At 52.2% G+C, this 23487-nt stretch carries 23 protein-coding genes; 12 read left to right on the forward strand and 11 right to left on the reverse strand.

The window, feature by feature from the left end:
* Positions 1-20: 20 nt before the first annotated feature.
* Together V9K92_RS18685 and V9K92_RS18690 are read right to left on the reverse strand one after the other, a co-directional pair.
* Positions 21-1511 (reverse strand): AbgT family transporter, encoded by a 1491-nt coding sequence (locus V9K92_RS18685; protein WP_337354637.1) that lies wholly within the window; start codon positions 1509-1511, stop codon positions 21-23.
* A gap of 34 nt (positions 1512-1545) precedes the next feature.
* The gene (locus V9K92_RS18690; protein ID WP_337354638.1) at positions 1546-2703 is read right to left on the reverse strand and encodes a M20 metallopeptidase family protein; all 1158 of its coding nucleotides are present in this window, start codon (positions 2701-2703) and stop codon (positions 1546-1548) included.
* A gap of 129 nt (positions 2704-2832) precedes the next feature.
* Here V9K92_RS18690 and V9K92_RS18695 point away from each other — a divergent pair, with 129 nt between their 5' ends.
* Both V9K92_RS18695 and V9K92_RS18700 read left to right on the forward strand, forming a co-directional pair.
* A complete protein-coding gene (locus V9K92_RS18695) occupies positions 2833-3753 on the forward strand; it encodes a LysR family transcriptional regulator (RefSeq protein WP_115052776.1) in 921 nt (306 codons plus the stop codon).
* A gap of 111 nt (positions 3754-3864) precedes the next feature.
* Positions 3865-4302 carry a VOC family protein gene (locus V9K92_RS18700; RefSeq protein WP_115052777.1) on the forward strand — a complete coding sequence of 146 codons (438 nt, stop codon included), beginning with the start codon at positions 3865-3867 and terminating at the stop codon, positions 4300-4302.
* Between the two features lie 50 nt (positions 4303-4352).
* On the opposite strand, the gene V9K92_RS18705 is transcribed toward V9K92_RS18700, so the two are convergent.
* Complete coding sequence (locus V9K92_RS18705; protein ID WP_337354639.1) at positions 4353-5786, reverse strand: aminotransferase-like domain-containing protein; 1434 nt, start codon at positions 5784-5786, stop codon at positions 4353-4355.
* A 92-nt stretch (positions 5787-5878) separates the two neighbouring features.
* On the opposite strand from V9K92_RS18705, the gene V9K92_RS18710 reads away from it, so the two are divergent.
* On the forward strand, positions 5879-6106 hold the full coding sequence (locus tag V9K92_RS18710; RefSeq protein WP_115052778.1) for a DUF1127 domain-containing protein: 228 nt from the start codon (positions 5879-5881) through the stop codon (positions 6104-6106).
* Between the two features lie 239 nt (positions 6107-6345).
* On the opposite strand, the gene purB is transcribed toward V9K92_RS18710, so the two are convergent.
* The 5 genes from purB to V9K92_RS18735 all read right to left on the reverse strand — a co-directional run bounded on the left by purB (position 6346) and on the right by V9K92_RS18735 (position 11328).
* Entirely contained in the window at positions 6346-7662 is a 1317-nt protein-coding gene (gene purB / locus V9K92_RS18715) for an adenylosuccinate lyase (RefSeq protein WP_115052779.1), read from the reverse strand.
* Positions 7663-7763: 101 nt separating this feature from the next.
* Entirely contained in the window at positions 7764-8441 is a 678-nt protein-coding gene (locus V9K92_RS18720) for a DUF2259 domain-containing protein (RefSeq protein WP_337354640.1), read from the reverse strand.
* A gap of 59 nt (positions 8442-8500) precedes the next feature.
* Positions 8501-9175, reverse strand: a complete 675-nt coding sequence (gene rpe, locus V9K92_RS18725) for a ribulose-phosphate 3-epimerase (RefSeq protein ID WP_307285621.1) — start codon at positions 9173-9175, stop codon at positions 8501-8503.
* Between the two features lie 63 nt (positions 9176-9238).
* Complete coding sequence (locus V9K92_RS18730; protein WP_337354641.1) at positions 9239-10246, reverse strand: P1 family peptidase; 1008 nt, start codon at positions 10244-10246, stop codon at positions 9239-9241.
* Positions 10246-11328: a branched-chain amino acid ABC transporter substrate-binding protein gene (locus V9K92_RS18735; RefSeq protein WP_337354642.1), complete on the reverse strand. Its 1083-nt coding sequence runs from the start codon at positions 11326-11328 to the stop codon at positions 10246-10248. The genes V9K92_RS18730 and V9K92_RS18735 overlap by 1 nt, the downstream gene beginning before the upstream one ends.
* 186 nt (positions 11329-11514) lie before the next feature.
* Here V9K92_RS18735 and V9K92_RS18740 point away from each other — a divergent pair, with 186 nt between their 5' ends.
* The 5 genes from V9K92_RS18740 to V9K92_RS18760 all read left to right on the forward strand — a co-directional run bounded on the left by V9K92_RS18740 (position 11515) and on the right by V9K92_RS18760 (position 14422).
* Positions 11515-11970 (forward strand): flavin reductase, encoded by a 456-nt coding sequence (locus tag V9K92_RS18740; RefSeq protein WP_307286584.1) that lies wholly within the window; start codon positions 11515-11517, stop codon positions 11968-11970.
* A gap of 51 nt (positions 11971-12021) precedes the next feature.
* Positions 12022-12300, forward strand: coding sequence for an XdhC family protein (locus tag V9K92_RS18745; RefSeq protein ID WP_337354793.1), 279 nt, complete (start codon positions 12022-12024; stop codon positions 12298-12300).
* 2 nt (positions 12301-12302) lie between these two features.
* On the forward strand, positions 12303-13004 hold the full coding sequence (locus V9K92_RS18750) for an XdhC family protein (RefSeq protein ID WP_337354643.1): 702 nt from the start codon (positions 12303-12305) through the stop codon (positions 13002-13004).
* On the forward strand, positions 13001-13879 hold the full coding sequence (locus tag V9K92_RS18755) for an alpha/beta hydrolase (protein WP_443094475.1): 879 nt from the start codon (positions 13001-13003) through the stop codon (positions 13877-13879). Before V9K92_RS18750 ends, V9K92_RS18755 begins: the two co-directional genes overlap by 4 nt.
* Positions 13880-13993: 114 nt before the next feature.
* Complete coding sequence (locus V9K92_RS18760; protein ID WP_337354644.1) at positions 13994-14422, forward strand: hypothetical protein; 429 nt, start codon at positions 13994-13996, stop codon at positions 14420-14422.
* A gap of 12 nt (positions 14423-14434) precedes the next feature.
* On the opposite strand, the gene V9K92_RS18765 is transcribed toward V9K92_RS18760, so the two are convergent.
* Entirely contained in the window at positions 14435-15379 is a 945-nt protein-coding gene (locus V9K92_RS18765) for a diacylglycerol/lipid kinase family protein (protein WP_337354645.1), read from the reverse strand.
* 44 nt (positions 15380-15423) lie between these two features.
* The gene (locus tag V9K92_RS18770) at positions 15424-16473 is read right to left on the reverse strand and encodes a glucoamylase family protein (protein ID WP_337354646.1); all 1050 of its coding nucleotides are present in this window, start codon (positions 16471-16473) and stop codon (positions 15424-15426) included.
* 400 nt (positions 16474-16873) lie between these two features.
* Between V9K92_RS18770 and V9K92_RS18775 the strand changes: the two genes are divergently transcribed.
* The 4 genes from V9K92_RS18775 to V9K92_RS18790 all read left to right on the forward strand — a co-directional run bounded on the left by V9K92_RS18775 (position 16874) and on the right by V9K92_RS18790 (position 22461).
* Complete coding sequence (locus tag V9K92_RS18775; RefSeq protein WP_337354647.1) at positions 16874-17566, forward strand: fumarylacetoacetate hydrolase family protein; 693 nt, start codon at positions 16874-16876, stop codon at positions 17564-17566.
* Between the two features lie 250 nt (positions 17567-17816).
* Positions 17817-18296, forward strand: a complete 480-nt coding sequence (locus V9K92_RS18780) for a hypothetical protein (protein WP_115052791.1) — start codon at positions 17817-17819, stop codon at positions 18294-18296.
* Between the two features lie 191 nt (positions 18297-18487).
* On the forward strand, positions 18488-21082 hold the full coding sequence (gene mprF / locus V9K92_RS18785; protein WP_443094482.1) for a bifunctional lysylphosphatidylglycerol flippase/synthetase MprF: 2595 nt from the start codon (positions 18488-18490) through the stop codon (positions 21080-21082).
* Positions 21079-22461: a virulence factor family protein gene (locus V9K92_RS18790; protein WP_307285596.1), complete on the forward strand. Its 1383-nt coding sequence runs from the start codon at positions 21079-21081 to the stop codon at positions 22459-22461. Before mprF ends, V9K92_RS18790 begins: the two co-directional genes overlap by 4 nt.
* Here V9K92_RS18790 and V9K92_RS18795 read toward each other — a convergent pair.
* On the reverse strand, positions 22454-23431 hold the full coding sequence (locus V9K92_RS18795) for a bile acid:sodium symporter family protein (RefSeq protein ID WP_336439921.1): 978 nt from the start codon (positions 23429-23431) through the stop codon (positions 22454-22456). The two genes, V9K92_RS18790 and V9K92_RS18795, sit on opposite strands and share 8 nt — an antisense overlap.
* Between the last annotated feature and the right edge of the window lie 56 nt (positions 23432-23487).

Raw genomic sequence — 23487 nt, forward strand, 5'->3', positions numbered from 1 at the left:
CGATCCGCTCTCCGGTTCGTTTATTTCGTGAACAGACCAACGCCCGGTGCCAGCGGAAGCCCGACTTCAATCCAGAAAACGAGGAAGGCTGTCCAGGCAACCAGGAATCCGATGGATATGGGCAGCGTCATCGCGGCCAATGTCCCGATGCCAGCATCTTTCTGGTAGCGCTGCAGGAAGGCAAGGCAGACCGCAAAATACGGGCTCATGGGCGAAATTACGTTGGTAGCGGAATCCGATATTCTGAAAGCCGCTTGCACCAGCGCTGGTTCTAGACCCACCAGCATCATCATCGGCACGAATATGGGTGCCATCAGCGACCATTGAGCAGAACCTGAGGTGATGAAAACGCTCATGACGGTCGCCAGCATGATGAAGGCAAGCACAAGGGGTGTACCGGCAAAACCGCTGGCATCAAGCACGTGCGAGCCGCTGATCGCGATCCATTCGCCAAGATTCGTCCATTTGAACCACGCAAGAAACTGCGAGATTGCGAAGAACAGCACCAATGTCGGCGCAAGATCCTTCAACGCTTCTGACATCAGGGAAACCGCATCACGGGCATTCTTTATCTTGCCGACGGCTTTGCCGTATATCCAGCCGACAAGCAGGAAGAAGACGGCCAGCAGCGCGACAATGGCTTCAAGCAGCGGCGAGGGTACCAACCCCCCTGTCTCATTGCGCAGAGGCGAGGCGGCAGGCAAGGTAATGGCAACCACGACAATAACGAAAGCCAGTGCTGCCCAGCCTGCCAGCTTCAGGCCGCGCATCTCAGTTGCACCGATAGGTTCCAGATTGAGAACCACATCGCCGTGATATTTACCAGCCAGCGGTTCGACAATCCGCTCAATGACGAATGTACCCACAAGCGAAAGCAGCACGGCCGAACAGGCGATGAAGTAGTAATTGTCAAGCGGCGAGACATAGGCCTGCGGATTGATCGTATGAGCGGCGCTTGTCGTTATTCCTGAAAGTATCACGTCAACCGGCGTAATCAGCAAGCTGGCATCGTAGCCAGCGCCCACTGCAACATAGCCCGTTACAGCGCCGACGAGCGGGTTGCGCCCCACAGCCTGGAAGATCATCGCTGAGAGCGGGATCAATACGATATAGGCAGCATCGGAAGCGACGTGGCTGCACATGCCGACGAGGAAAATGACGAATGTCGTCAACTGCCGGGGTGCTTTCATGACACTGATCTGCATCAGGCTGGCGATCAGTCCGGCACGGTCGGCAACGCCGATTGCCAGCATGATGACGAGGATCACGCCGAGCGGCGGGAACATGACATAGTTCTTGGCGATGGTGGTGAGGGCGAATACGAGGCCTTCACCGGAAATGAGGCTTTGTACGAAAACCTCCTTGCCTGTTTTGGGATTGATGCCGCTCGCACCACCCATAGCCATCAGCCAGGATACTATGGCGACAACAACGCAGAGAATGAGAAAGAGAATGAATGGATGGGGCAAGCGATTGCCGGCCCGTTCAATAATGCTGAGAAATCGCTGCATGCGAATATCCTTCAATCAGAATGGAAGAAATAAATCAGCGCGGCGCAAGGCGTCGGGCTGCTATGGCCGTAAACATTCCCGCCGCCACGGGAAGTATTTCATCGCGGTAGTCGTAAAGCGGGTGGTGCAGATAGGCGCCGTCCTCGCCATTGCCGACGAAGAAGAAGCAGCCGCGTATGCGTTCCAGATAGAATGCAAAGTCTTCCGCGCCCATGGTTGGAAGCGTATCGATCCTGCCAGCCTTATCAGCGCCTACGGTATCTATGGCGGTGGCAATCACAAATTCGGTCTCCTCCGCATTGTTCACAACAGCGGGGATACGCATTTGCTGGCTAATCATGGCTGTCGCATTATGCGCTTCGCAGATCTGCGCTACGACCAGCCGCAGTTCCTTGTCGATCACCGCATAGGCGGCGGGCGATCCGTCGCGTGTGTTGATGATCAGCGAGGCGTTGACGGGGATAATGTTGTGGCTGTTTCCACCGTGAAATTGTGTGACGGTGACCACGCCGGATTCGAGCGGCGATAGGCGACGTGAGATCACGCTTTGTAGGCCCTGTACCACAGCGGTTCCCACGAAGATCGGATCGACAGCAAGATCGGGTCGCGACGCGTGTCCGCCTTTGCCGGAAATTGATATTTCATAGAGCGAACTGCCGCCCATGGTTGGGCCGGATTTGGCAAAGACACGGCCAAGTGGATATCCCGGGCGGTTATGATAGCCATAAATGGCTTCCACGCCCGTCAATGCACCCGCTTCAATCATTCGGGCTGCCCCAAGCCCGCCTTCTTCAGCTGGCTGGAAAATGAGCTTTAGCTGGCCTGTAAACCGGTCAGCTGATTCCGCCAGTCCTTCGGCGGCCAGAAGCAGCGAGGCCGTGTGCCCGTCATGGCCGCAGGCATGCATCTTCCCATGGATTTTCGAGGCGTAGGGTAGTCCTGTTTCCTCGATGATGGGTAATGCGTCCATATCCGCGCGGAACGCGATTGTTGGGCCGGGACGACCAGTATCCAGAGTGGCGACAACACCCGTCTCGGCAAGGCCTGTAACAACATCATAACCCAACCTGCGAAGTCGGCTTGCCACCAGATCGGCAGTGCCATGCTCCTCATATTTCAGTTCAGGATTTGTATGAATGTAGTGCCGGGTTTCCGTTGCATATTTGATGGCTTCGATAGAAAACGCGTTCATCGAGACTCCCAATTTAATGTTCCACACACGGCCTGATTGACCTTTTTGACGTTGATATCAGCGTCACAAACATGCCACAATCGCTTTAATTCGTATAAACCATTGCCAAAATGGCAACGCAGGAACGCCATGCAAAGCACGTCACTTCGTTACTTTCTCGAGGTCGTAAAGTCGGGTTCAATTGCCGATGCATCCTACCGGCTTAATGTTGCAAGCTCTGCAATCAGCAGGCAAATTGCCAAGCTGGAGCGGGAATTGGGTGTCGAATTGTTCGAGAGACGGCCGCGCGGCATGGTTCCGAGCGCGGCGGGCGAGGTTCTGTCTGCTCATGCACGGCGAACCATGCTTGATGCTGAACGCGTCACCGCCGAGATCAAAGCATTGCAGGTGCCGGATCGGGGATTTGTGCGTCTGGCCAGCTATGAAGGCTTTGCCGTCGATATTCTTTCCGAAGCCATTGCCGAATTCCGCAAGCGCTTTCCCGGCGTAACCTTTCATCTGTGGGTTGGAAACTCGGTGGAAGTGGCGCAACTCATTCAAGACGGCGAGGCCGATATAGGTACGACCTTTAATCTGGCGCCGCCTCGCGGCGTAAAAATCGAGCAGGTTGTCCGCCGTCCGATGCACGCGTTGATTCCAAAACATCTCCCGCTTGCGAGCCTCGAATCCGTGACCATGACACAGACGCTGAACTATCCTGTTGCCTTGCCGGACAAGGGGCGAACACAGCGCCATCTGATCGATGCAGCTTTTGCCATGCAAGGGCTTGTCGTGGAGCCTGTCATGTCCACCAACTGCATTTCAGCCTTGCGACGCTTTTCTGACGCTGCCGACTGCATACATTTTACCAGTGCAATCCGTACGCCCGGGCGTACGGACATGGGGGACTTTATCGCTGTTCCAGTTGATGACGAGGTTATGACTGACAGCGTATTGCATATACTGACAATGGAAGATCGCACTTTGCCTGTCGCGGTCCGCGCTTTTCTCGACATGCTGTTGGATAATTTGCATCCCTCTGAGCGCGGAGAGACAGACAAGTTTGCCTGATGAGGGCGATTGAAAATCCTTGAATACTTATAGGCTTGCCCGCGAGCACTGTTGAATGACGTGTTCGTTGTTGGGCTGGACGGCACCTTGCAGATTGGGTAGCTTGGGCCCATGGCGCTCAAACGGATGGACAATGTAGGAATCGTCGTCGAGGACCTCGAAGAGACGATTGAATTCTTTACTGAGCTTGGCCTTGAGTTTGAAGGTCGGGCCACGATCGAAGGAGAATGGGCAGGGCGTGTGACAGGGCTCGGCGATCAGCACGTCGAGATTGCCATGATGCGTACGCCTGACGGGCACAGCCGGCTCGAATTATCCCGCTTCCTCGCACCGGCTGTTGTCGCGGACCACCGCAATGCTCCGGTAAACGCCTTGGGCTACCTTCGCGCCATGTTCACCGTGGATGACATCGATGAGACGCTTGAACGGCTCTATAAACGCGGCGCGCAGCTCGTAGGTGAAGTCGTGCAATATAAAGAGATATACCGGCTCTGCTACATACGCGGTCCTGAAGGACTTCTCATCGGACTAGCGCAAGAACTCAACTGAGCGCGCCTTTAAAGACCTTAATGAAAGCCATGCGAGTATCCCGCACGGCTTCACGAATAGCTGTCATAACTCGCATTATCCGTGTCCATCAGGCGGCGGACGATTGAAAACCCTTGGGTCAGTTCCTCACGGGTTGCAGGCACTGTTATCCCAAGCCGCACGCGATGAAAGGTCTTTTCCGTACGGCCGGGCTTGAATTCATCCTCGTCATCAATCAGCACGCCTTCATTGAGGGCGGCATTCTTGAATGTCGCAGAAAGCCAGGGATCGGGAAGTTTTACCCAGAGAAATGTTGCAAGCGGCTGTGAGTTGAAATCCAATCCCGCAAATATGCTGCGCGCAATTGCTTCACGAGCTTGGATCTCTTCGCAAACCTTGTTGCGGATTATATCCGCTTCACCTGAATTGACCAATTGTGCGCCAAGTTCCGCCATAGTGAACGGCATTCCGCCGGTAAGCATTTTATGGGCGGTGTAAACGCGGGTCGCCAGGTTTGGCGGGCAGGCCACCCAGCCGCCGCGCACGCCGGCTGCGACCGATTTAGATAGGCCGCCAATGTAAAATGTGCGCTCCGGCGCCAGACGCGCGATAGCTGTAAGTTCACGCTTCATCACCGAACCATATAAATCATCTTCAATGATCCAGACATTATAGCGGCGCGCGATATCGGCAAATGCGTGGCGATAGTCCTCAGGCATGCTTGTCGCTGTAGGATTATGCAGTGAGGGCATGAGGAAGACGAGTTTCGGGTGTTGTTGCGCACAAAGCCGCTCAAAATCGTCTGGTGTCGCATATCCGGCCTGTGTGTGCATGATGATGCTGCGTCGCCCCATGAGATTGACGCTGCGCGCGGCAGAACAATAGGTCAGATCCTCAAAAGCGATTTTGTCACCGGGGGCAGTGACCGCTGCAATGATCGCAAGAATTGCCGAATGGGCACCAAGTGTTGGCACGATTGATGCGGGCTCTGGCGCCCAATCTGCGGTTGAGAGCCATTTGCTTCCAGCCTCAAGCCAGCCTTGGGGCAGGGTGCGGGAATAGCTGGTTACCTCGCGGGGGTATTGTCGCACAATGTTTTGCAGCAACCGTTCTATCGACTCAGATTGGCCGACATCAATGGCAGCGGTCGAGTCGAGGCGGATATTACCCGGCTCAATAATTGCGCCGCGCGTTCCGCCAAAGGGCGTAGACTGATTTGAACGCTCCACCAGTGGAACATCCTTGTGGCTGGTGACATAGGTGCCTCGCCCGACTTCTCCCGTGACCAATCCTCGTTCGCGAATGAGATTATAAGCGCGGCCCACCGTGCCGATCGTCACGCCAATATCGAAGGCGAGATTGCGTTGCGGCGGCAGCTTGGTGCCGGGCGGAAGAACCCCTTGCGCTATGTCGGATTCAATCCGGTTTGCCAGCCGCATATAGAGCGGGCCGCGGCGTTGTTGGGGTTCAATGTCAGTTTCGAGGTTCGGAAGCCAATTTGTCATGGTGACAATGAATATATTGCGATTCAAACGGAGTCAATTCATTAGAGTATCGAACAATGTTCGAGTCAATTTCGACTTGAAAGGTGATAAAAATGAGTACAATTGACACAATTGATGCCTGTTGCAAGACAAACGAGTTCGTTGAGCCGCGCCATAGCCTATTCAATCGGGTTTCGGCAGCGCTCAACTGGTTCAGCTTGGCTATGATGAAGCGGAGAACCCGCATTCATCTCAGTGAACTGACTGATGATCAACTTCGGGATATCGGCATTTCAAAACGCGAAGCTCGCCGCGAAGTTGAACGGTCCTTTTGGGATTGAAGGCCGTGATGGTTGAGCGCTCGTCTTGTCCAATTCTTGGCTTGAATGAAAAAGAGGAATTGAACGATCGTTCAATTCCTCTTTTTTTGTTATTTTCAGTATTTATGCCGTTTTTGCTAGCCAAAAGGCCTTTTTCCACCAGTCAAATTGAAATTCTTCCGGGATATTGCGCGAGATTTCTGAAATCTTGCTGAAGAATGGGCAAATTTTGCTGCATTTTTTCAATCGGAAGCTTCAATTTAGTTGTTGTTGGTTGAGCCAAACACCCGGTTAAAAATCGTATCGACATGTTTCGTATGATAACCGAGGTCAAACTTCTCGCGAATGACTTCCTCCGGAAGAGAAGCTCGAACATCAGCATCGGCCAGCAGTTCTTCAAGGAAATCTGCGCCGTGTTCCCACACTTTCATCGCATTGCGTTGGACGAGGCGATAGGAGTCTTCACGCGAAACGCCGGCCTGCGTCAGCGCAAGCAATACGCGCTGAGAATGAATCAGGCCACGGAATTTATTCATGTTTTTCAACATGTTATCTGGATAGACCAGCAGCTTTTCGATCACGCCAACCATGCGGGCCAAGGCGAAATCCAGGGTGATTGTCGCATCCGGACCGATCATGCGCTCAACCGATGAGTGTGAAATATCGCGTTCGTGCCAAAGCGCCACATTTTCCATTGCAGGAAGTGCGAAGGCGCGAACCATGCGGGCGAGGCCGGTCATGTTCTCGGTTAGAACTGGGTTCCGCTTATGCGGCATGGCCGAAGAGCCTTTTTGCCCGGGTGAAAAATACTCTTCCGCTTCCAATACTTCCGTGCGTTGCAAATGGCGTATTTCGACCGACAAACGCTCAACCGAAGAAGCAATTACACCCAAGGTTGCAAAATACATGGCGTGACGGTCGCGCGGAATAACCTGCGTGGAAACTGGTTCTGCCTGCATTCCCAATGCTTTAGCCACGTGTTCTTCGACGCGTGGGTCGATATTGGCGAAAGTTCCGACAGCGCCGGAAATGGCGCAGGTTGCAATCTCCTCACGGGCAGCCACCAGTCTGTTGCGGCATCTTTCGAATTCCGCATAGGCCTGAGCCAGCTTTACGCCGAAGGTTGTCGGTTCGGCGTGAATGCCGTGGCTGCGACCGATCGTGACTGTATCCTTGTGCTCGAAAGCGCGAACTTTCAAGGCTGCCAATAGCCGATCCAGGTCATCCAGAAGGATATCGCTGGCACGCATGAGTTGCACATTGAAGCAGGTGTCGAGAACGTCAGATGAGGTCATTCCTTGGTGCACGAAACGCGCATCCGGTCCGACGATTTCGGACAAATGTGTAAGGAAAGCAATGACATCGTGCTTTGTCTCGCGCTCGATTTCATCGATGCGATCAATGTCGAATGTCGCCGCGCCGCCTTTTTCCCAGATCGTTTTTGCAGCTTCTTTCGGGATCACGCCCAGCTCGGCAAGTGCGTCGCAGGCGTGTGCCTCGATTTCAAACCAGATACGGAATTTTGTCTCGGGAGACCAGATTGCGACCATCTCGGGCCGCGAATAGCGCGGGATCATATGTTTTCCTGTCGGCGGGTGTGTCTTGGATTTCTGTGCGGTCTATCAGACCGGGGCGCATCACTCAATGCCAGTTTGCGGCTGGCATTGGTTGGTGTGGATTATGGCTGTTTCGTCACCGCCAGCCATCTGTAATCAGGGCCCTCAAAACCGACGCCGCGGACCGAAATCATGACAGCAACAACAGGCTTGCCATTGTCCGGATAAAAGGTCTGGACAGCGCCGATACTATAGCCGAGAGGGCAACCGCGACTGGTGGGAATAGCTTGGTCTTCATGCAATAATTCGGGCTTGGCGTCAGGCTTATCCTCAGCAAGCGTAAGCCGGAACCCTTTGATTTCACCCATTTTATTGCATGTTTCACTGGCGGGGGCAGGGATCTCCTGAAGTGTAATTATCAGGCTGGTATCAAGTGCCGGAAAGACCGGTCTTGGGTTGACGATCACCTTGAATGGATCGGAAGAAAGCTCTGTTACGGGATTGAATGCAACCGTATGACCAGCGTTTTTGCGTAGCTCGGTATCAGGCAAAAATGTCAGATTTTGACCGTCCTGTTCCGCCTTGCTGCGAGCCTTTTCGACGGACGAATTCTCGTCGTCCAGCCTTATACGTACCGGCGTTTTTGCAAGAAATTTGTCAGTGGCTGTGTCGATATAGAACCGGTTTGCATATGGAAAGCCCGAGCCATCCTGTATGCCATATTCTTCAAAGGCGAAAATGCCGCCATCTTTGGAAAAACCAATAATATCAAGCTTTGCTGCATCGCCAGCCTGAGCCATGTTTGGCATCGTAACCATTACGGCCAACAGACTCAATCTCGGTAATTGGCGGTGTGGCATTACGATCCCTTTTTGATCGAGCTCCGTATCAGGTCGATATTAGCTTTATAATGCGCTTCTGTCCCGCCTTTATAAACTGCTGAACCTGCAACAAGCGCATTGGCTCCGGCGGCGACCGCCAATGGCGCTGTTTCTGCCGTAATACCGCCATCGACTTCGATATCGATAGGCCGGCCGCCTATCATCGTTTTGATTTTCCTCAATTTATCCTGCATTTCAGCGATAAATTTCTGTCCGCCAAAGCCCGGATTGACAGTCATCACCAGAATTAGATCAACATTATCGAGAACATATTCGATTGCGGATTCGGGCGTAGCGGGGTTGATCGCAACGCCAGCTTTTTTCCCAAAGGTGCGAATGGCTTGTAAGGAACGATGCAAATGTGGTCCTGCTTCCGCGTGAACCGTAATGATATCTGAACCCGCCTTGGCAAAGGCTTCAATATATGGGTCGCATGGGGCGATCATCAAATGCGTGTCGAACACCGCATCGGTCAGAGGCCGGATCGCTTTCACAACATCCGGGCCGAAGGTGATATTGGGCACGAAATGTCCGTCCATGACATCAATATGTATCCAGTCTGCACCAGCGTTCAGCACGGAGGTTATCTCTGAGCCAAGCTTGGAAAAATCCGATGCCAGAATGGACGGGGCGATAACGAGCGGACGGCTCATGGTAGTCTCCGGATAGGGAAATGGTTGGCGCGGACCTATCATGTGCAGCTTTACCGCACAAGCTTAGCTCAGAGAACTCCAGACAGGGTGGGGATCATTATCGCCCGGGGTGGCGGCATAGACACCGCGTGCCACAGCCCTCGCCATTGTGGAGGCTGCGGTTGCACAAAGTTCAATGAACTCCCCGATTTCCGGCGCTCTGCCCGCTGTTCCTGTAGCAAGAGCGAAGATAAGATCGCCATCGAACGGTGTATGGGATGGCCATATCGCGCGGGAAAAACCATCATGAGCGGCTATAGCCAAACGCTTGGCCTGAGCTTTGGTAAGTATGAGGTCTGTGGCAATGACGCCGATTGTTGTGTTGGCGTTGTGTTCTGCATCACTGAATTTCGTACGGATATCAGCGGCTTCGCCGGGGAGAGGATAGGGCAGGCCAAGGCCTCCGAATTCCTCGGCAATTTCAAATGGAGAAGCCCAGAAATGCCGTGTATTTCCGACGGTAACCATGCCTAGCGCATTGACGGCAACAAGAGCACCGATGGTTGTTCCGTTGTCCAGTGCAGCCGATGCTGAGCCCAAACCACCTTTCAGCCCGGCAACTGTTGCTCCTGTTCCGGCGCCCATCGTGCCAAGAGCAAAGTCCCTCGAAGCAGAATGCACGGCGTCATATCCCATTTCGCGATAAGGTGGATACCGGCCCCAATTCTTGTCGCCGCCATTGAGCATATCGAAAAGGATTGCTCCAGGAACAATGGGTATCCTTTGAGTGCCGACTTCAAAACCCACTTCCATTTCGCGCAACGCCGCTTGAACACCCGATGCGGCATCAAGTCCGAAAGCCGAGCCGCCAGACAAAACAAGTGCGTTAATGGCTTCAACCGTATTATGCGGCTCCAGCAAATCCGTTTCACGCGTGCCAGGCGCTCCGCCAAGTATTTGGACTGCTGCTGTTGCCGGTGTGTCGCAAAGTATGACGGTGCAGCCGGACTTCACATGTTCGCTTGAAGCATTGCCGACCTTAAGGCCGCCAACATCGGTAATGAGATTGAGAGCTCCGGCCCGCAGTGCCATTAATTGGTCTCCGGAACAAATTGTTTTCCATCGTATTTTTGCAAGCGATAAGTGTCGGCAATACGTTCGCCCGCAGCATCGAACTGCACAGGTCCGAGCGCTGTTTCAAAAGTAGTTTTGCGGAGCAGCTCGTTAATTGAACCCGCCTGAGACTTTGCGGCTTGCAGCACGCCCAAAGCAACTTCTCCGGCGGCATAGGCAGCGATCGTATAGCCCTCTGGAACTTTGCCTGCGAGCTCAATGGCGTTCTTGGCGGCGCGAGCGCTCTCCAATGTTTGCGGTGCACGGGGCGCGATCATGAGCGTACCCACTGCAAGGTCATTTTCATGGCCTAAGGCGTTTAGCGCCTCACTTCCGATAATCGTCAAGGGGTAATCCAATATCGCGGCGCTACGACCAATTGCTGCGACATCATCACGTTCCCCACCAACGAACACCTGAGTGGCACCAGCGCGTTTGAGGCGTCCGACGAGGGCATTCTGGTTGTCGAGGCCCGGCCTGTACGTATCTGAAAATACCGGCTTTAGGCCTTTCTCTTCAAGCCGTGCACGAATACCGGAGGTTAGCTCACGCCCGAAGATTGTTCCGTCATCAATTATGGCAAAGGGCGTGGAACGCCAACGGTCAGAAAGTATGGCGCTGGTTTCGTTCACTTCATTCCGGTTTGAAGGAGCAAGCCTGAAAACAGGATAGCGTTGGTCGGTTCGTAGCTCCGTCAGCGTTTGCGAACGTATAGCTGGCGTGATGATTGCGATACCTTTTTGACCAAGAATGGGCAAAGCGGCCTCAAGCGCTTCTGTACATAGAAATCCCACGACAATCAGCACATCCGATTGAAGCAGTTGTTTCGCAGCCTCAGCGCCGCCCGTTGCCGTACAAGTGTCGTCAGCGGTTACTATCGATGCCCCTTGCCCGCTTTTGTCTGATGCGATTGCTATTGCAGCGCCGTCCACCAACTGATTGCCCAAGCGCGAAAACGTGCCCGAGATTGGCGCGACAACACCAATTTTGTCTTCGGCATATGCGGTAGTGCAGAAAACCAAGCCAAGGGCGAAGGTTGTCGCGCGGATCAGTAAAGTCATCGAAAAATTGCCGTTTCCTCGTATCTGTAACCAATAGCCTGTTTTCGGTAACTGTTTCCTTCACTTAGTGCAATCCGACCCTATATAAATGATACATCTTGCGGTAGTGATGCGAGGACAAATGGAAAAAGTACTGTGTTTATCGCCAAAGACCAGAAGATAGAGCCCCTCGCGTTTCGCAATGCGATGAGCCATTTTGCTGAAGCCGTCCATATCCTGACCACTGATGGCCCAGCCGGGCGTCGCGGCGTAACAATATCGGCTGTCTGTTCGGTATCTGACGACCCTGCGACCATGCTCGTTTGCCTAAACCGCAAGCATGAGTTCAATCATCTCTTTATCGAAAATCAGGTCTTCGCCTTGAATACGCTGTCTTATAGGCAGCAAGCGCTGTCGGAAGCGTTTTCAGGCAAGGGTGATCTCTCACAGGCTGACAGATTCGCACTTGGAAACTGGCATACGGCGCAAACTGGCGCCCCCGTATTGGTAGATGCGCTTGCAAGTTTCGATTGTCGGATTATCGATACCCATGAAGTCGCCACCCACTACGTAATTTATGGCAAAGTGACCGCTATCAATATGGGCGATTATGAAAACTCGCTGGTCTACCTCAACCGTGGCTATCATCGCGTTGGAGAATAGGCCGTGGTTCTACAACAACCGCCAGATCCGCTAATCATTGCCGAACGCTGGATGCTGGAAGGCCGGGATGTTGCAATAGCCACGGTCATAGAGACATGGGGATCGTCACCGCGCCAGGCAGGAAGTCAGTTGGTTATTGATAATTCGGGGAATTTTGAAGGTTCCGTGTCCGGAGGATGCGTTGAAGCTGCCGTGATCGCAGAAGCTGCCGATGTGATCCGCCACGGTCAACCGGCTATGCTTGAATTTGGAGTTGCCGATGAAACCGCTTGGAAAGTGGGACTGTCGTGTGGTGGACGGATCAAAGTTTACGTTGAGCGCCTGGGCTAACTATGGATCCCTTTTGCCTGAAGAAACTCAATAAAGAGCGGCTTGAACGTCGCGCCGCAATTCTCTTGACTGACCTCACAGATGGGCGCGATCGGGTAGTAAAAGAAACGGACCCTGTAGCTGGTAAATTGGGCGAGGCCATCAGGAAAGCATTTTTGACAGGGCAATCTGGCGTTATCGAGATCGACGGCAGCTCTTTTTTTCTGAACGTCTATCTGCCGTCACCGCGCCTCGTTGTCATAGGTGCCGTTCATATCAGCGAAGCACTTGCTCCAATGGCAAAGGCCGCTGGTTACGAGATGGAGATCATCGACCCCCGATCCGCATTCGCGACACCAGAGCGCTTTCCAGATGTGGCGGTCTATGCCGACTGGCCGCATGACGTGCTGCTCGAACGCCCTCTTGATAGCTATTGCGCCATGGCGGTTTTATCACATGATCCAAAGATTGATGATCCGGCATTGGAAATGGCCCTGAAAGCCGGGTGTTTTTACATCGGAGCCCTTGGTAGCCGCACCACTCATGCAAAACGCATTGAACGATTGAAATCGCTGGGATTTAATGACGATCATATAAGCTCGATCAATGCCCCGATCGGTCTGGATATCGGTGCTGTTGGCCCGCAGGAGATTGCAGTTGCGATCATCGGGGGTGTAATCAAGGCGTTTCGCGCTCGCGACAATCTAGGCAAGGATGGAAATTGAACAAGCTCGGTTTTTTGGCGGCATTGATCATTATATTTTTTTGCGGCCCAGCGTCAGCAGCTCAAATCGCTCCATATAAGGATAGTTTATTTGCCTATCCGGAAATTTTGAAAACAGGTGACAACGGCGATTATGTCGTCATCAATTACAATGAAATGCGCGATATTAACGGACGCGACCAAATCCCGGAGCGGCGTGTCAAGCAGACCTATCTGTCAATGCAGTCCAAACGTACGCAGAAGGATCTGACGGTTACCACAGATGCCGGTGCGATGAAGGTTATGACGATTGGCAAAGCTACCGGCGGTGCCTCATTTATAGTGATTTATCTCCATGGTCAGGGCGGCAACCGTCAACAAGGGATGAACGACTACACTTTTGGGGGTAATTTCAATCGCCTCAAGAACCTGCTGAACGAGAATGACGGGCTGTATCTTTCTCCGGATTTTAGCGATTTCGGGGAAAAGGGCGCGAACGAAATTTCAAGTCTCATCAGCTATTTTAAAGCTCAATCACCCAGAGCGAAGCTGATCGTCGCCTGCGGTTCGATGGGAGGGCAGTTGTGTTGGCGTTTGGCAAACGACACTGCGGCTTCCAAAAACATATCTGGTTTGATCTTGCTCGGTTCGTTATGGGACGACGAGTTTTTTAGTTCTGCGGCTTTTAAACGCCGAATTCCCGTATTTTTCGGCCACGGGAGTCGTGATCCTGTGTTTTCGATCAGCAATCAAGAGGCATTCTATCGGAAAATTCGAGCGCAGGTGTCCGCGTATCCGGTGAAATTTCACAGATTTGAGAGTGGTAATCACGGGACACCTATTCGCATGACCGATTGGCGACTGGTGTTGAATTGGATGCTATCCATTCCCTCCTGAATGAATGTTGCAATAAAGTCCCATTGTGGCAGTTGTGCCACTCGACAATTGTTAAAAAGCGAATAGTTTCCGCCTTATACAACACCCTTCGAGACGACTTTTGCGGAGAGAGCAATGCGCCTGCCCAACAACATCCTATGCCGGATTGCCCCATTGGCGATTCTTATCCCTTTGGCAGCGTGTTCCACGACGAGCGAACCGAATATGCGGCCTACAATCATTCCGACCTTTGCCCCTGTTCGGCCACCTGTTGATGCAGCGCTGGCTGATCCATGCATATCTGCTGCGGCGTCGAAATATTTTCTAACGGAAAATCATATAACTGCTGTGGATGCTGAACCAATTGGCGGCGGCGTAAATCAGGTGCGCCTGAGGGCGGATATTCGCGATGCCATGTGTACCGTTACCGATAAGGGCAAGGTGCGTTCGATAGTCGATACCATGCCGAAAAGTGCAGATCAGGTCGCTGCTGAAGAAGCCGCAGCTGCGAAGAAAACTGCGGTCCAGGCAGCACCTGTGCAAAAGTCAAAGAAGAAGAGCTAACTCAGCATCATTTCAGAGAGGCGGGGCGGCGTCAGTCGCCCTGTCTTGTTCCTGATCTGGTCTTAGCGGGACCAGCACTTTCAGCTGGCCTGCATGTATCTTAATTTCCACGTCTTTGGGCAACGCTATCAGTTCTCCATCGATCGTTGCCTTGGCGCTTCTTCTCTTGTGCGGGAAGTGAAGTTGTACTTCTTTCGCCAATACCTCCTCGACATCTGCATTCCGGCGCCACGAGCCCGTAATAACCGACAAAGTCAGCTTCATAAGTGTCCCAGACGTGAGGCTGCCCGCGATATAGACTCCCAGCTCACCCTTATTTACGTCATCTGGAACGGGCAGCATGGTCTGACCGTATGGATTATTGGATACTGAAATCGCCGATACCGTTCTTTCGGTGGGAAATCCGTCGACGGTCATTCTAACGGAAAAGCGTGGTGGCTTGGCCATCGCTTTAAGAAAAGCGCGAAAACTCGCCAATCGCTTACCCCAACGGGAGTGATATGTGAGCGTATTGCGAAATTTGATCATCTGCGGTTGAAAACCGATGGATATCTGGTGCACGAAGCTTTCATCGTTGGCAGTAGAGATATCCACTGCTTCGATCTGCCCGCTCGCAAGACTTTCGAGAGCGGCATTGAGCTCCAATGGAATTTTTAATGCCCGTGCGAACAGGTTCATCGTGCCGGCAGGCAGCACTGCAAGTGGCACTTTTGCCTTCCAGGCGATGTCGGCCGCCGCGGAAATTGTGCCATCACCGCCGCCAGCCATGAGTACATGTGCACCAGCCTCAGTTGCCACACGTTTCAAGGCTTTTACAACATCCTTCCCCGCAACGACTTCGCTTTGAAAACTGTGCCCGTGCTTTTCGAAAATGTCCTTTGCGGTCTGTGTAAACAGATCCATGTCCATCGTGCGGAATGTGCCGCCATCGCGGTTGAAAACGGCGTGAACTTTCATTACCGGCCCCTGGATTGAATTGAACTTAATTGAAAACTGGTTGGTTATATGAACTGACGCAATGGCTCAGCGGTGATTTGGTTCCCCGGATTTTCCATATGCGGGCTTTGAAAACCCAGTTTCAGCAATGCGTGCTTTATCTCCGGAGCGCTCATGAACAGCTTCCAAAGCAGGCCGCTCCGATGATTTTCTATCATGGCGATAATGGGCCCCTGATCGATTGCAAGATAAGTCCGTGCATACCATTCAGTAGCAGGCGAGAATGCGTCAACGAACCCGAACCGACCTGTCATCTTGCCGTTGGGCAAGCTGAGAAAATGGCGAAGTGCCTGCATGGATTCTCTGGGTGTGTAGGGCATGCTGCTTAAAGCAGCCGTCGGTGCGATCACCCCGAAATCGGATGCCGGTGAACTGGCTAGATACCCTTTTGGTCCGTGGCTCGATGTCAGCCCCCAGCAATTGGCGCCATAACCCTTATAACCATGTGGGTTATGGACACTATGCAGATAGTTGATCCGACTGTGATTTTGATTTTGCTCCCAATAATCCGCATATTGATCGGACAGTCCTCGCGGATCCAATCCACAAAATGAATAATGTGCAAAGAATAGAGGGCCGCCATAGTCGGCTCCTAGAGGTAATTTTACACCATAGTAGTCACGTCCGTTGAGAAATACTCCGTTGCGTGCAAATCCATCATGATAAGTATCGGATTGAATGCCGTATTCTTCAGAGCAGGCTGCCAGAACATAGGTGACCAGTGCTTCGTTCCATCCCTGAATTGGCACATTCCGGGCGAAGCGATATTTCGGACTATGATGCCAGTATAAAACGTTACGACCTGGTTTTACGTGGCTGTTCCACTGCACATCTCTCCAGATGCGATTAATACGCTCTCGTATCGCCAGATCTTCGGCGCTGGCAGAGTTGAAATATTGCCTTACACAAACCAGCCCTTGAATGAGAAATGAAGTCTCAACAAGGTCGCTTCCATCATCCAGTCTTGAAAAGGGAACGGTAGAGCCATCGTTGCCATTGATGAAATGGGGAAAAACACCTCGATATCTTTGGGTGTGTTCCAATGCAGACAGCATGATATTAACGCGCTCGCGGGCTTGCCGGTGCGAAATCCAGTCGCGCTCCACAGCAACCAGAATCGCCATAAATGCAAAACCCGATCCGCCAATCGCTACGAGGTCATTGGCTGGATCAGCCGTTCGGCCAGATCTGTCCCGCGCCAAGCCGCTCTTCGGGTGTGCGCCGTGCCAAAAATAGGCGAAGCTTGCGTGCTGGACCTGTTCGAGCAGAATGTCGTCGTCAGCTTGGGCAATTTCTGCTGGATACGCCGGATCAAATTTCAGATGCATGAAAGACGCAAGTCCCCGCTGCGACGTGTGGCATTGGCTTGATGAACGTTTTCTGGTCTTGATAGCATGTAGTAGGGATGATCTAGTCCAGAAAGAGTCCAGCGATCAATAAGCGGTGAAAACAATCATGCCCGATGAGTATATTTTTGAACCTGTCCCACAACCAGGACTGGAGATTTCCGGCACGGACAAACTTTTCCCTGTACATCGAATATATTGCGTTGGGCGCAATTATGCCGACCATGCAATCGAAATGGGTCATGATCCGAATCGTGAACCACCATTTTTCTTTCAGAAGAATCCAGACTCGCTCGTAAGACAGGGCCAGGATTTTCCTTATCCACCGGCGACGAGCGATGTTCATTTCGAAATGGAACTCGTGATTGCTATCGGGAAGGATGGGATCGACATTGCCAATGATGCAGCCCTTGATCACGTATTCGGCTATGCTGTTGGGCTGGATATGACGCGTCGTGACTTGCAAGGAGAAGCGAAAAAACTCGGTCGTCCATGGGAGGTCGGTAAAGCGTTCGAATCATCTGCACCCTGTTCACCGATTGTACCAGCTTCAGTAATCGGCCACCCCGAAAAAGGCGCGATATGGCTCAACGTAAATGGGGTTGAACGTCAACGCGGTGATCTCAGTCAGATGATTTGGAAAGTGCCCGAAACTGTTGCTTATCTCTCGACATTGTTCAGTCTTAAAGCCGGAGATCTCATCTTTACAGGAACGCCGGCTGGCGTTGGAGCAATACAACGCGGGGATAAAATGGTCGGTGGAGTGGACGGGATTTCGGAAATTGAAGTGGGCGTTGTTTGATGCAATCTAAATTTTGCCAACAAAGATGATTGTTTTTGATGCAAACAAGCAGGCTGTTTGGAAATATTTTTTTCGGTCGAAATGCCAGTAAGGGTTGTAGAAAAGCGTTTAAAATCGACCTGGAGTGAAGTATTTGCCGGCTAACTAAATTCGCAGGGGGATTTGATTGAAAATTCGTGTGTTGTCTTTGAAAATAAATGCTTTATCTAATAAGTGACGACACCCGAATTGGCTCGAAAGTTGGCGCTTGATGAACTACCAAATACTGTTTGGCTCATATCCCATCCCACGTTTTGCCGGGATAGCCAGCCATAATTTTGTTGTGATGTGCGATGAAACCGGCAGGCCGATTTTCGAGATAAATGGTGGTGCCTCCAATTCAGATGGCAGTTTTAATTATTGCGCCATTCGAGGGCCTTTGACGGCCGTCGTTACCGATTATGCTCATCGTGATCTGCGATACTTTCCAGAGTTCTATTTGCGGCCAACGTCGATAACGTCACTTCTTTTAGAAGGCAGTTATAGTTCGGTCGCAGCTCGCTGGCGCGCCGCAGTTGATCTAGCAGAGCGCATCCGCCAATCTGGCCTGCGTTATTCCTTTTGGCTCCAAAACAGCAATTCTGTGGCGAGCGCGGTAACCGAGGCGATGAAATTGACGCCGCCTTCAGCTGCCGTTGGTAGGGTAAAGGCTCCTGGAAGTTATCGGCGCCTCATACTTGATGCGGCGTAAAACAGAGCCCCGCCTAGAAGATGTTGAGCGCCATCCGTTTCAGCGCATCGTTTTTTTAAATTTTGGCGCAATCCCGCCATTATTGGATTGCTAGTGACGCTACCCCAATTTCATGGTGAACTTGGCAGTATTTAGAAACCGTTTTTAAGCCGGTACCTGCAATGACGCCAATTGTTGATAGTGAAAAGCAAATCCGCAAAATAGAAGCACGAACGGAATCCAGTAACCCCTGGAGCGTTAAAGCCCGGTCTGCTCTGTTTGCATTTCTCGGTATCGCCGTCGCCGGGATAAGCTTGCTCGTCCTCAGTCATTTATCGAGCGATATCTATCTTCATGACGTTCGCCAATCGCTACGCGAAATACCGAGAAATCTGGTTTTTCTGGCTTTTGCCTTCACTATTTTGAGCTTCGCAGCCGTTGCCATTTATGATGTCGTTGCTGTTGAGACAATTGCTCCGGGACGAATACCTTACCGAATTTCCGCGATGGCTGGAGGTGCTGGTTACGCTATCTCCAATGCACTTGGTTTCTCTCTGCTCACAGGTGGCGCATTACGCTACAGAATCTATGCTGCCGAGGGGATAGATACAGCCGATATCGGCCGGATCATTGGTACATCCTGGATGGCCATATGGTTTGCATTCATCATTCTTATTGCTGTTGCACTTGTTATTGATCCTTCGCGAATTCCATGGGTTGTTTCGTTCGGACCCATTGTGGACCAAATTATCGGGGCTGGGGTACTCGCTTGCGTAGCGTTGCTACTGTATTGGCTTTCTAGACGTGAGCGGACTCTGCGGTTGGGCAAAATGTCAGTCAAGCTCCCTTCGACGCAGGGAGCGCTGCTGCAGATCATTTCCGGTTTGGTTGACGTCGCTGCTGCTGCGGCAACGCTTTACGTCCTGCTTCCTGCCGGATCGGTTAGCAGTATTCCTGCCTTTGCTCTCGTCTATGTCGTCGCCGTAGCACTCGGCATTGTGAGCCATGCGCCGGGTGGAATTGGTGCTTTTGAGGCCACCATCATCGCTGGTCTCGGGCTTGGGCAAAATCCCGATGCAATTGCTGCACTGGTGGCTTACCGCGCCATCTACACCCTCTTTCCCTTTTTGATTGCCGTTGCCGGCTTTGCCTTGTCTGAAATCCTGCGGAAACGGCACGTGCTCACTGCATCAACCCAGACTGCCGTGAGGATGTTTGAGCCGCTCATCCCTCCGTTGTCGGCAGGAATAGCCTTTCTAGGCGGGATTGTGCTTCTAATTTCGACGGTGATTCCCGGCACGCATTATCGGCTAGAAGCGCTGTCGGGTATTGTTCCGATGCCCTTTCTCGAAATGTCGCACTTGGGTGCGAGCTTTGTTGGGCTAGCTCTTCTGATCGTGGCAAGAGGATTGGCGCGTCGCCTTTGGCGCGCTTGGCTTGTTGCGCTCGGACTGTTCAGCGCGGGTGCTGTATTCGCTTTGATCAAAGGTCTTGCATGGGAAGAGGCGCTGCTGCTCACATTGATGGCGGGTATTCTGCTGCTCTTTCGTGAATCCTTCTATCGTAAGCCACTTGGCGAGAGTTTTGCCTTGTCGTGGGGATGGCTGGCCAGCGTTGGAACGACAGCCTTTGCTATCATCTGGTTGGGATTCTTTGCCTATCGCCATGTTGAATATGCCAATGAGCTTTGGTGGGAATTTGCATGGGATGCTCAGGCATCGCGGTTTCTGCGCGCTCTGGTTCTGGTTTTAACTTGTCTTGCTGCCATAACAATTAACACGATCATAAATGGGGTAGGGCGTATCAAGCTACGTGCCCAGCCGATACCAGATGAAGTGCCCGCATTGGTTGCTCAATCGGCACGTGCATCAGATGCATTGGCTTTGCTCGGTGACAAGCGCTTTTTGATGGATGATGCCGGGCATGGTTTTGTCATGTATGCCCGTTCAGGCGGAAGCTTGGTTTCCATGGGTGAACCAGTTGGTACTGATGATAAAACTGTCTCTGATCTTGCTTGGGCTTTTCGCGGGCTGGCTGATCGGACGGGAACCAGAACGGTATTCTACGGCGTCGGACCAGAGCGCTTGCCACTATTTCTTGATATGGGATTAACTGCGTTAAAGCTCGGTGAGGTTGCACGGGTTGATCTCACCGAATTTTCGCTTGAGGGATCGAAGCGCCAACCGCTGCGTTATGCGGCGCGGCGTTTGGAGAAAGAGGGAGTGACTTTTGAAATACTCCCACGAGAGCGAACTGGTGAAGTCATGCAGGAGTTGCGTACGATTTCGGATGCCTGGCTGGCCATGAAGTCCGGATCGGAGAAAAGATTCTCGCTGGGTTCGTTTGAAAATGCCTATCTTGCCCATTTTGACATCGCAATCTTGCGAAAAGAAGGAGCAATTGTTGCTTTCGCAAACCTTTGGCGCGGTGCAGGGCAAGGGGAAGTCGCTGTGGATCTCATGCGACATTTACCCGATGCTTCAAGTGTCGTTATGGATGGGTTGTTTGCGAACCTGCTGGTTGCCGCCAAAAATGAGGGATACCGTTGGTTTAACCTCGGTGCAGCGCCGCTTTCGGGGCTTTCCGATAGCCATCTCGCATCACGTTGGAATCGCATCGGTTCATTCATTTACCGGCGCGGAGCTGAGTTTTACCGATTTGATGGACTTCGCGCTTTCAAGGATAAATTCGGTCCAAAATGGACTCCATACTACCTAATCTGTCCCCCGGGGCTTGCAACACCCCGCTCGCTTATTGATGCGACCAATCTTGTGAGCGGAAGCCCCTTCGAGGTTTTCAAACGATGAAGTTTTTACGCAACCGCTACACATTGATCGTCGCGGCTCTTCTGGCTGTCAGTATTGTTTTGGTTGCCGGGTTGCACTTTGCACCACAGCTGGGTTTCCGCTCATCGGGCAGACCTGTGCTGGTTTCATCGGAACGTCTTACTGACGTGCCGCTTCTACAACCTTCGGGCAAACCAAAGGCACTGGCGATTCTTGTTTCGCAGAGGGGTGGTCTTGCCGCTGGTGATACGAAGTTGGCGCAGCTACTTCTCGATCGAGGTTTTCTTGTTCTTACGGTTGATCTGGAAAAATGGCGCAAGGTGCTCAACGAGGATACGGGCGATTGCACCTATTTCGTGTCGGACTTTGAGGGAATTGCCAAGGAGGCGCAGAGAATGATCGCTGTTGATGTTTACATGCATCCCGTGATTGTTGGGATAGGTGAGGGTGGTGTATTGGCCTATGCGTCGGTTGCAGATACGCCTGCGGCAACAATTGCCGGCGCAGTAATTGTTGATCCATCGCCTGCCCTCAATACGAAGCTGCCGTCGTGTGAAGGCGCAGATTATGAAGCAGTTGCAGGGCAGGGCTTCAGTTATTCTTACGATGCAGACCTGCCAAATCCGGCGACAATAATACGCGAGAAATCTGACACTGAGCCGAAAGGGCCGCCTAGCGCCGGATTCTTTTTAGCGCAGGAAAAAATAGGCTCGTCGATAGCAGAACGGCTGGAGTTGGCGGCGGACGCTGCCGTGGATATAGCGAAAGAAGATGCTTCCGCGGAAGCACTACCAGTGATCGATATTCCTTCAGCCAATGGCCCGGCAAAATATGTGGCTCTATTCTTTTCCGGTGACGGCGGATGGCGAGATATCGACAAATCGGTTGGCGATATAATTTCAAAAGAGTCCACCCATGTGGTTGGCATCGATTCACTGCGTTACTATTGGTCGCTTCGCAAGCCGGAAGGCATTGCGAAAGACATACAAAGAATGGTTGCCAAGGCCGATCCTAGCGGGAAATTACCTGTATTATTGCTGGGATATTCCTTCGGAGCCAATACGGTGCCTTTTGCTTGGCCCTATCTTCCCAAAGAGCTTCAAGACCGTATCAGCCTTGTCGGGTTAATCGGTACGGAAAAGACGACTCCTTTTCAGGTCTCTGTTGGCGCTTGGCTGGGATTGGGCGGCGACAATGAGGTTGCGCCAGCAATCACTAAAGTACCGACTGCCAAGGTGCTTTGCGTCTATGGATCAGAGGAAGACGACACGGCATGTACCGATCCGTCGCTAAGTGCCGTGGAAAAAATCGAGCTTCCGGGCGATCATCACTATGATGAGAAATACGAACTTCTTGCCGCAAAGCTGATGGAGGCAGTGGCAGCTCGTCAACTCAAATAGCGTTAGACGCTTTGAACAGTTTGTTGGCGTAGCGTTGGGCGATGACGGCGCAGGCCATCAATTGAATCTGGTGGAATAGCATCAATGGCAGCATGATGCTGCCTATGCTCTGCCCTGCAAAAACTATCGTTGCGATGGGAACGCCGCTCGCCAAACTTTTCTTGGAGCCGCAAAAGGTAATCGCGATTTCATCTTCTCGCGAGAAACCGGCCCACCGGCTGCCAAACATCGTGGCGGTGAGCACAATCGCCAGCAAAATGATATCGATGGCGATGAGCATGACGAGATCACTGATCGAGATCGTCCGCCACAGGCCTTCAGTAACAGATTCGCTGAAAGCAAGATAAACGACCATCAGGATTGATCCTCGATCAATCGGCATCAAAATTGTTTTCTTGCTGCGAAGGAAGTTACCAATCCACGGCTGAAGTATCTGCCCCAGAATGAATGGTGCCAGCAGTTGAAGAAGTATCGACCGGAGTGCTTCCAGCGAAAAGTCTGCATGACCTTGGGCTGATAATAGTATGCCCGCGAGAACCGGTGTTAAAAACATGCCGAAGATATTTGATGCTGTTGCCGCGCAAATTGCTGCGGGTACATTGCCGCCGGCAATTGAAGTAAACGCAATCGACGACTGAACCGTAGATGGCAAGACGCAAAGGAAGAGGACACCTGCGTAGAAGGTCGGCGAAAGAACAGCCGGTACCAAGGCGCCAATTCCCAACCCAAGCAGAGGAAACAGCACAAAGGTTGACGCAAGAATGGTCAAATGCAGCTTCCAATGAAGAAAGCCGGCAATGACCACATCGCGAGAAAGACGCGCGCCGTGGAGAAAAAATAAAAGACCAATCGCAATCTTGGTGGCGTATCCGAAATATTCTGCGGTCGTTCCGCTGACCGGAGCAAAAGAAGCAATGATCACTGTGAGGACAAGCAGCACGGTGAAGGTATCAGGTAGAAAACGTGACATGATTTTTCCAAGACGAGACAGCCTAATACGCTGCATGAACCGCACCGCCCAGTGCC

Source organism: Phyllobacterium sp. CCNWLW109 (genome assembly GCF_037203905.1).
Classification (GTDB): domain Bacteria; phylum Pseudomonadota; class Alphaproteobacteria; order Rhizobiales; family Rhizobiaceae; genus Phyllobacterium; species Phyllobacterium ifriqiyense.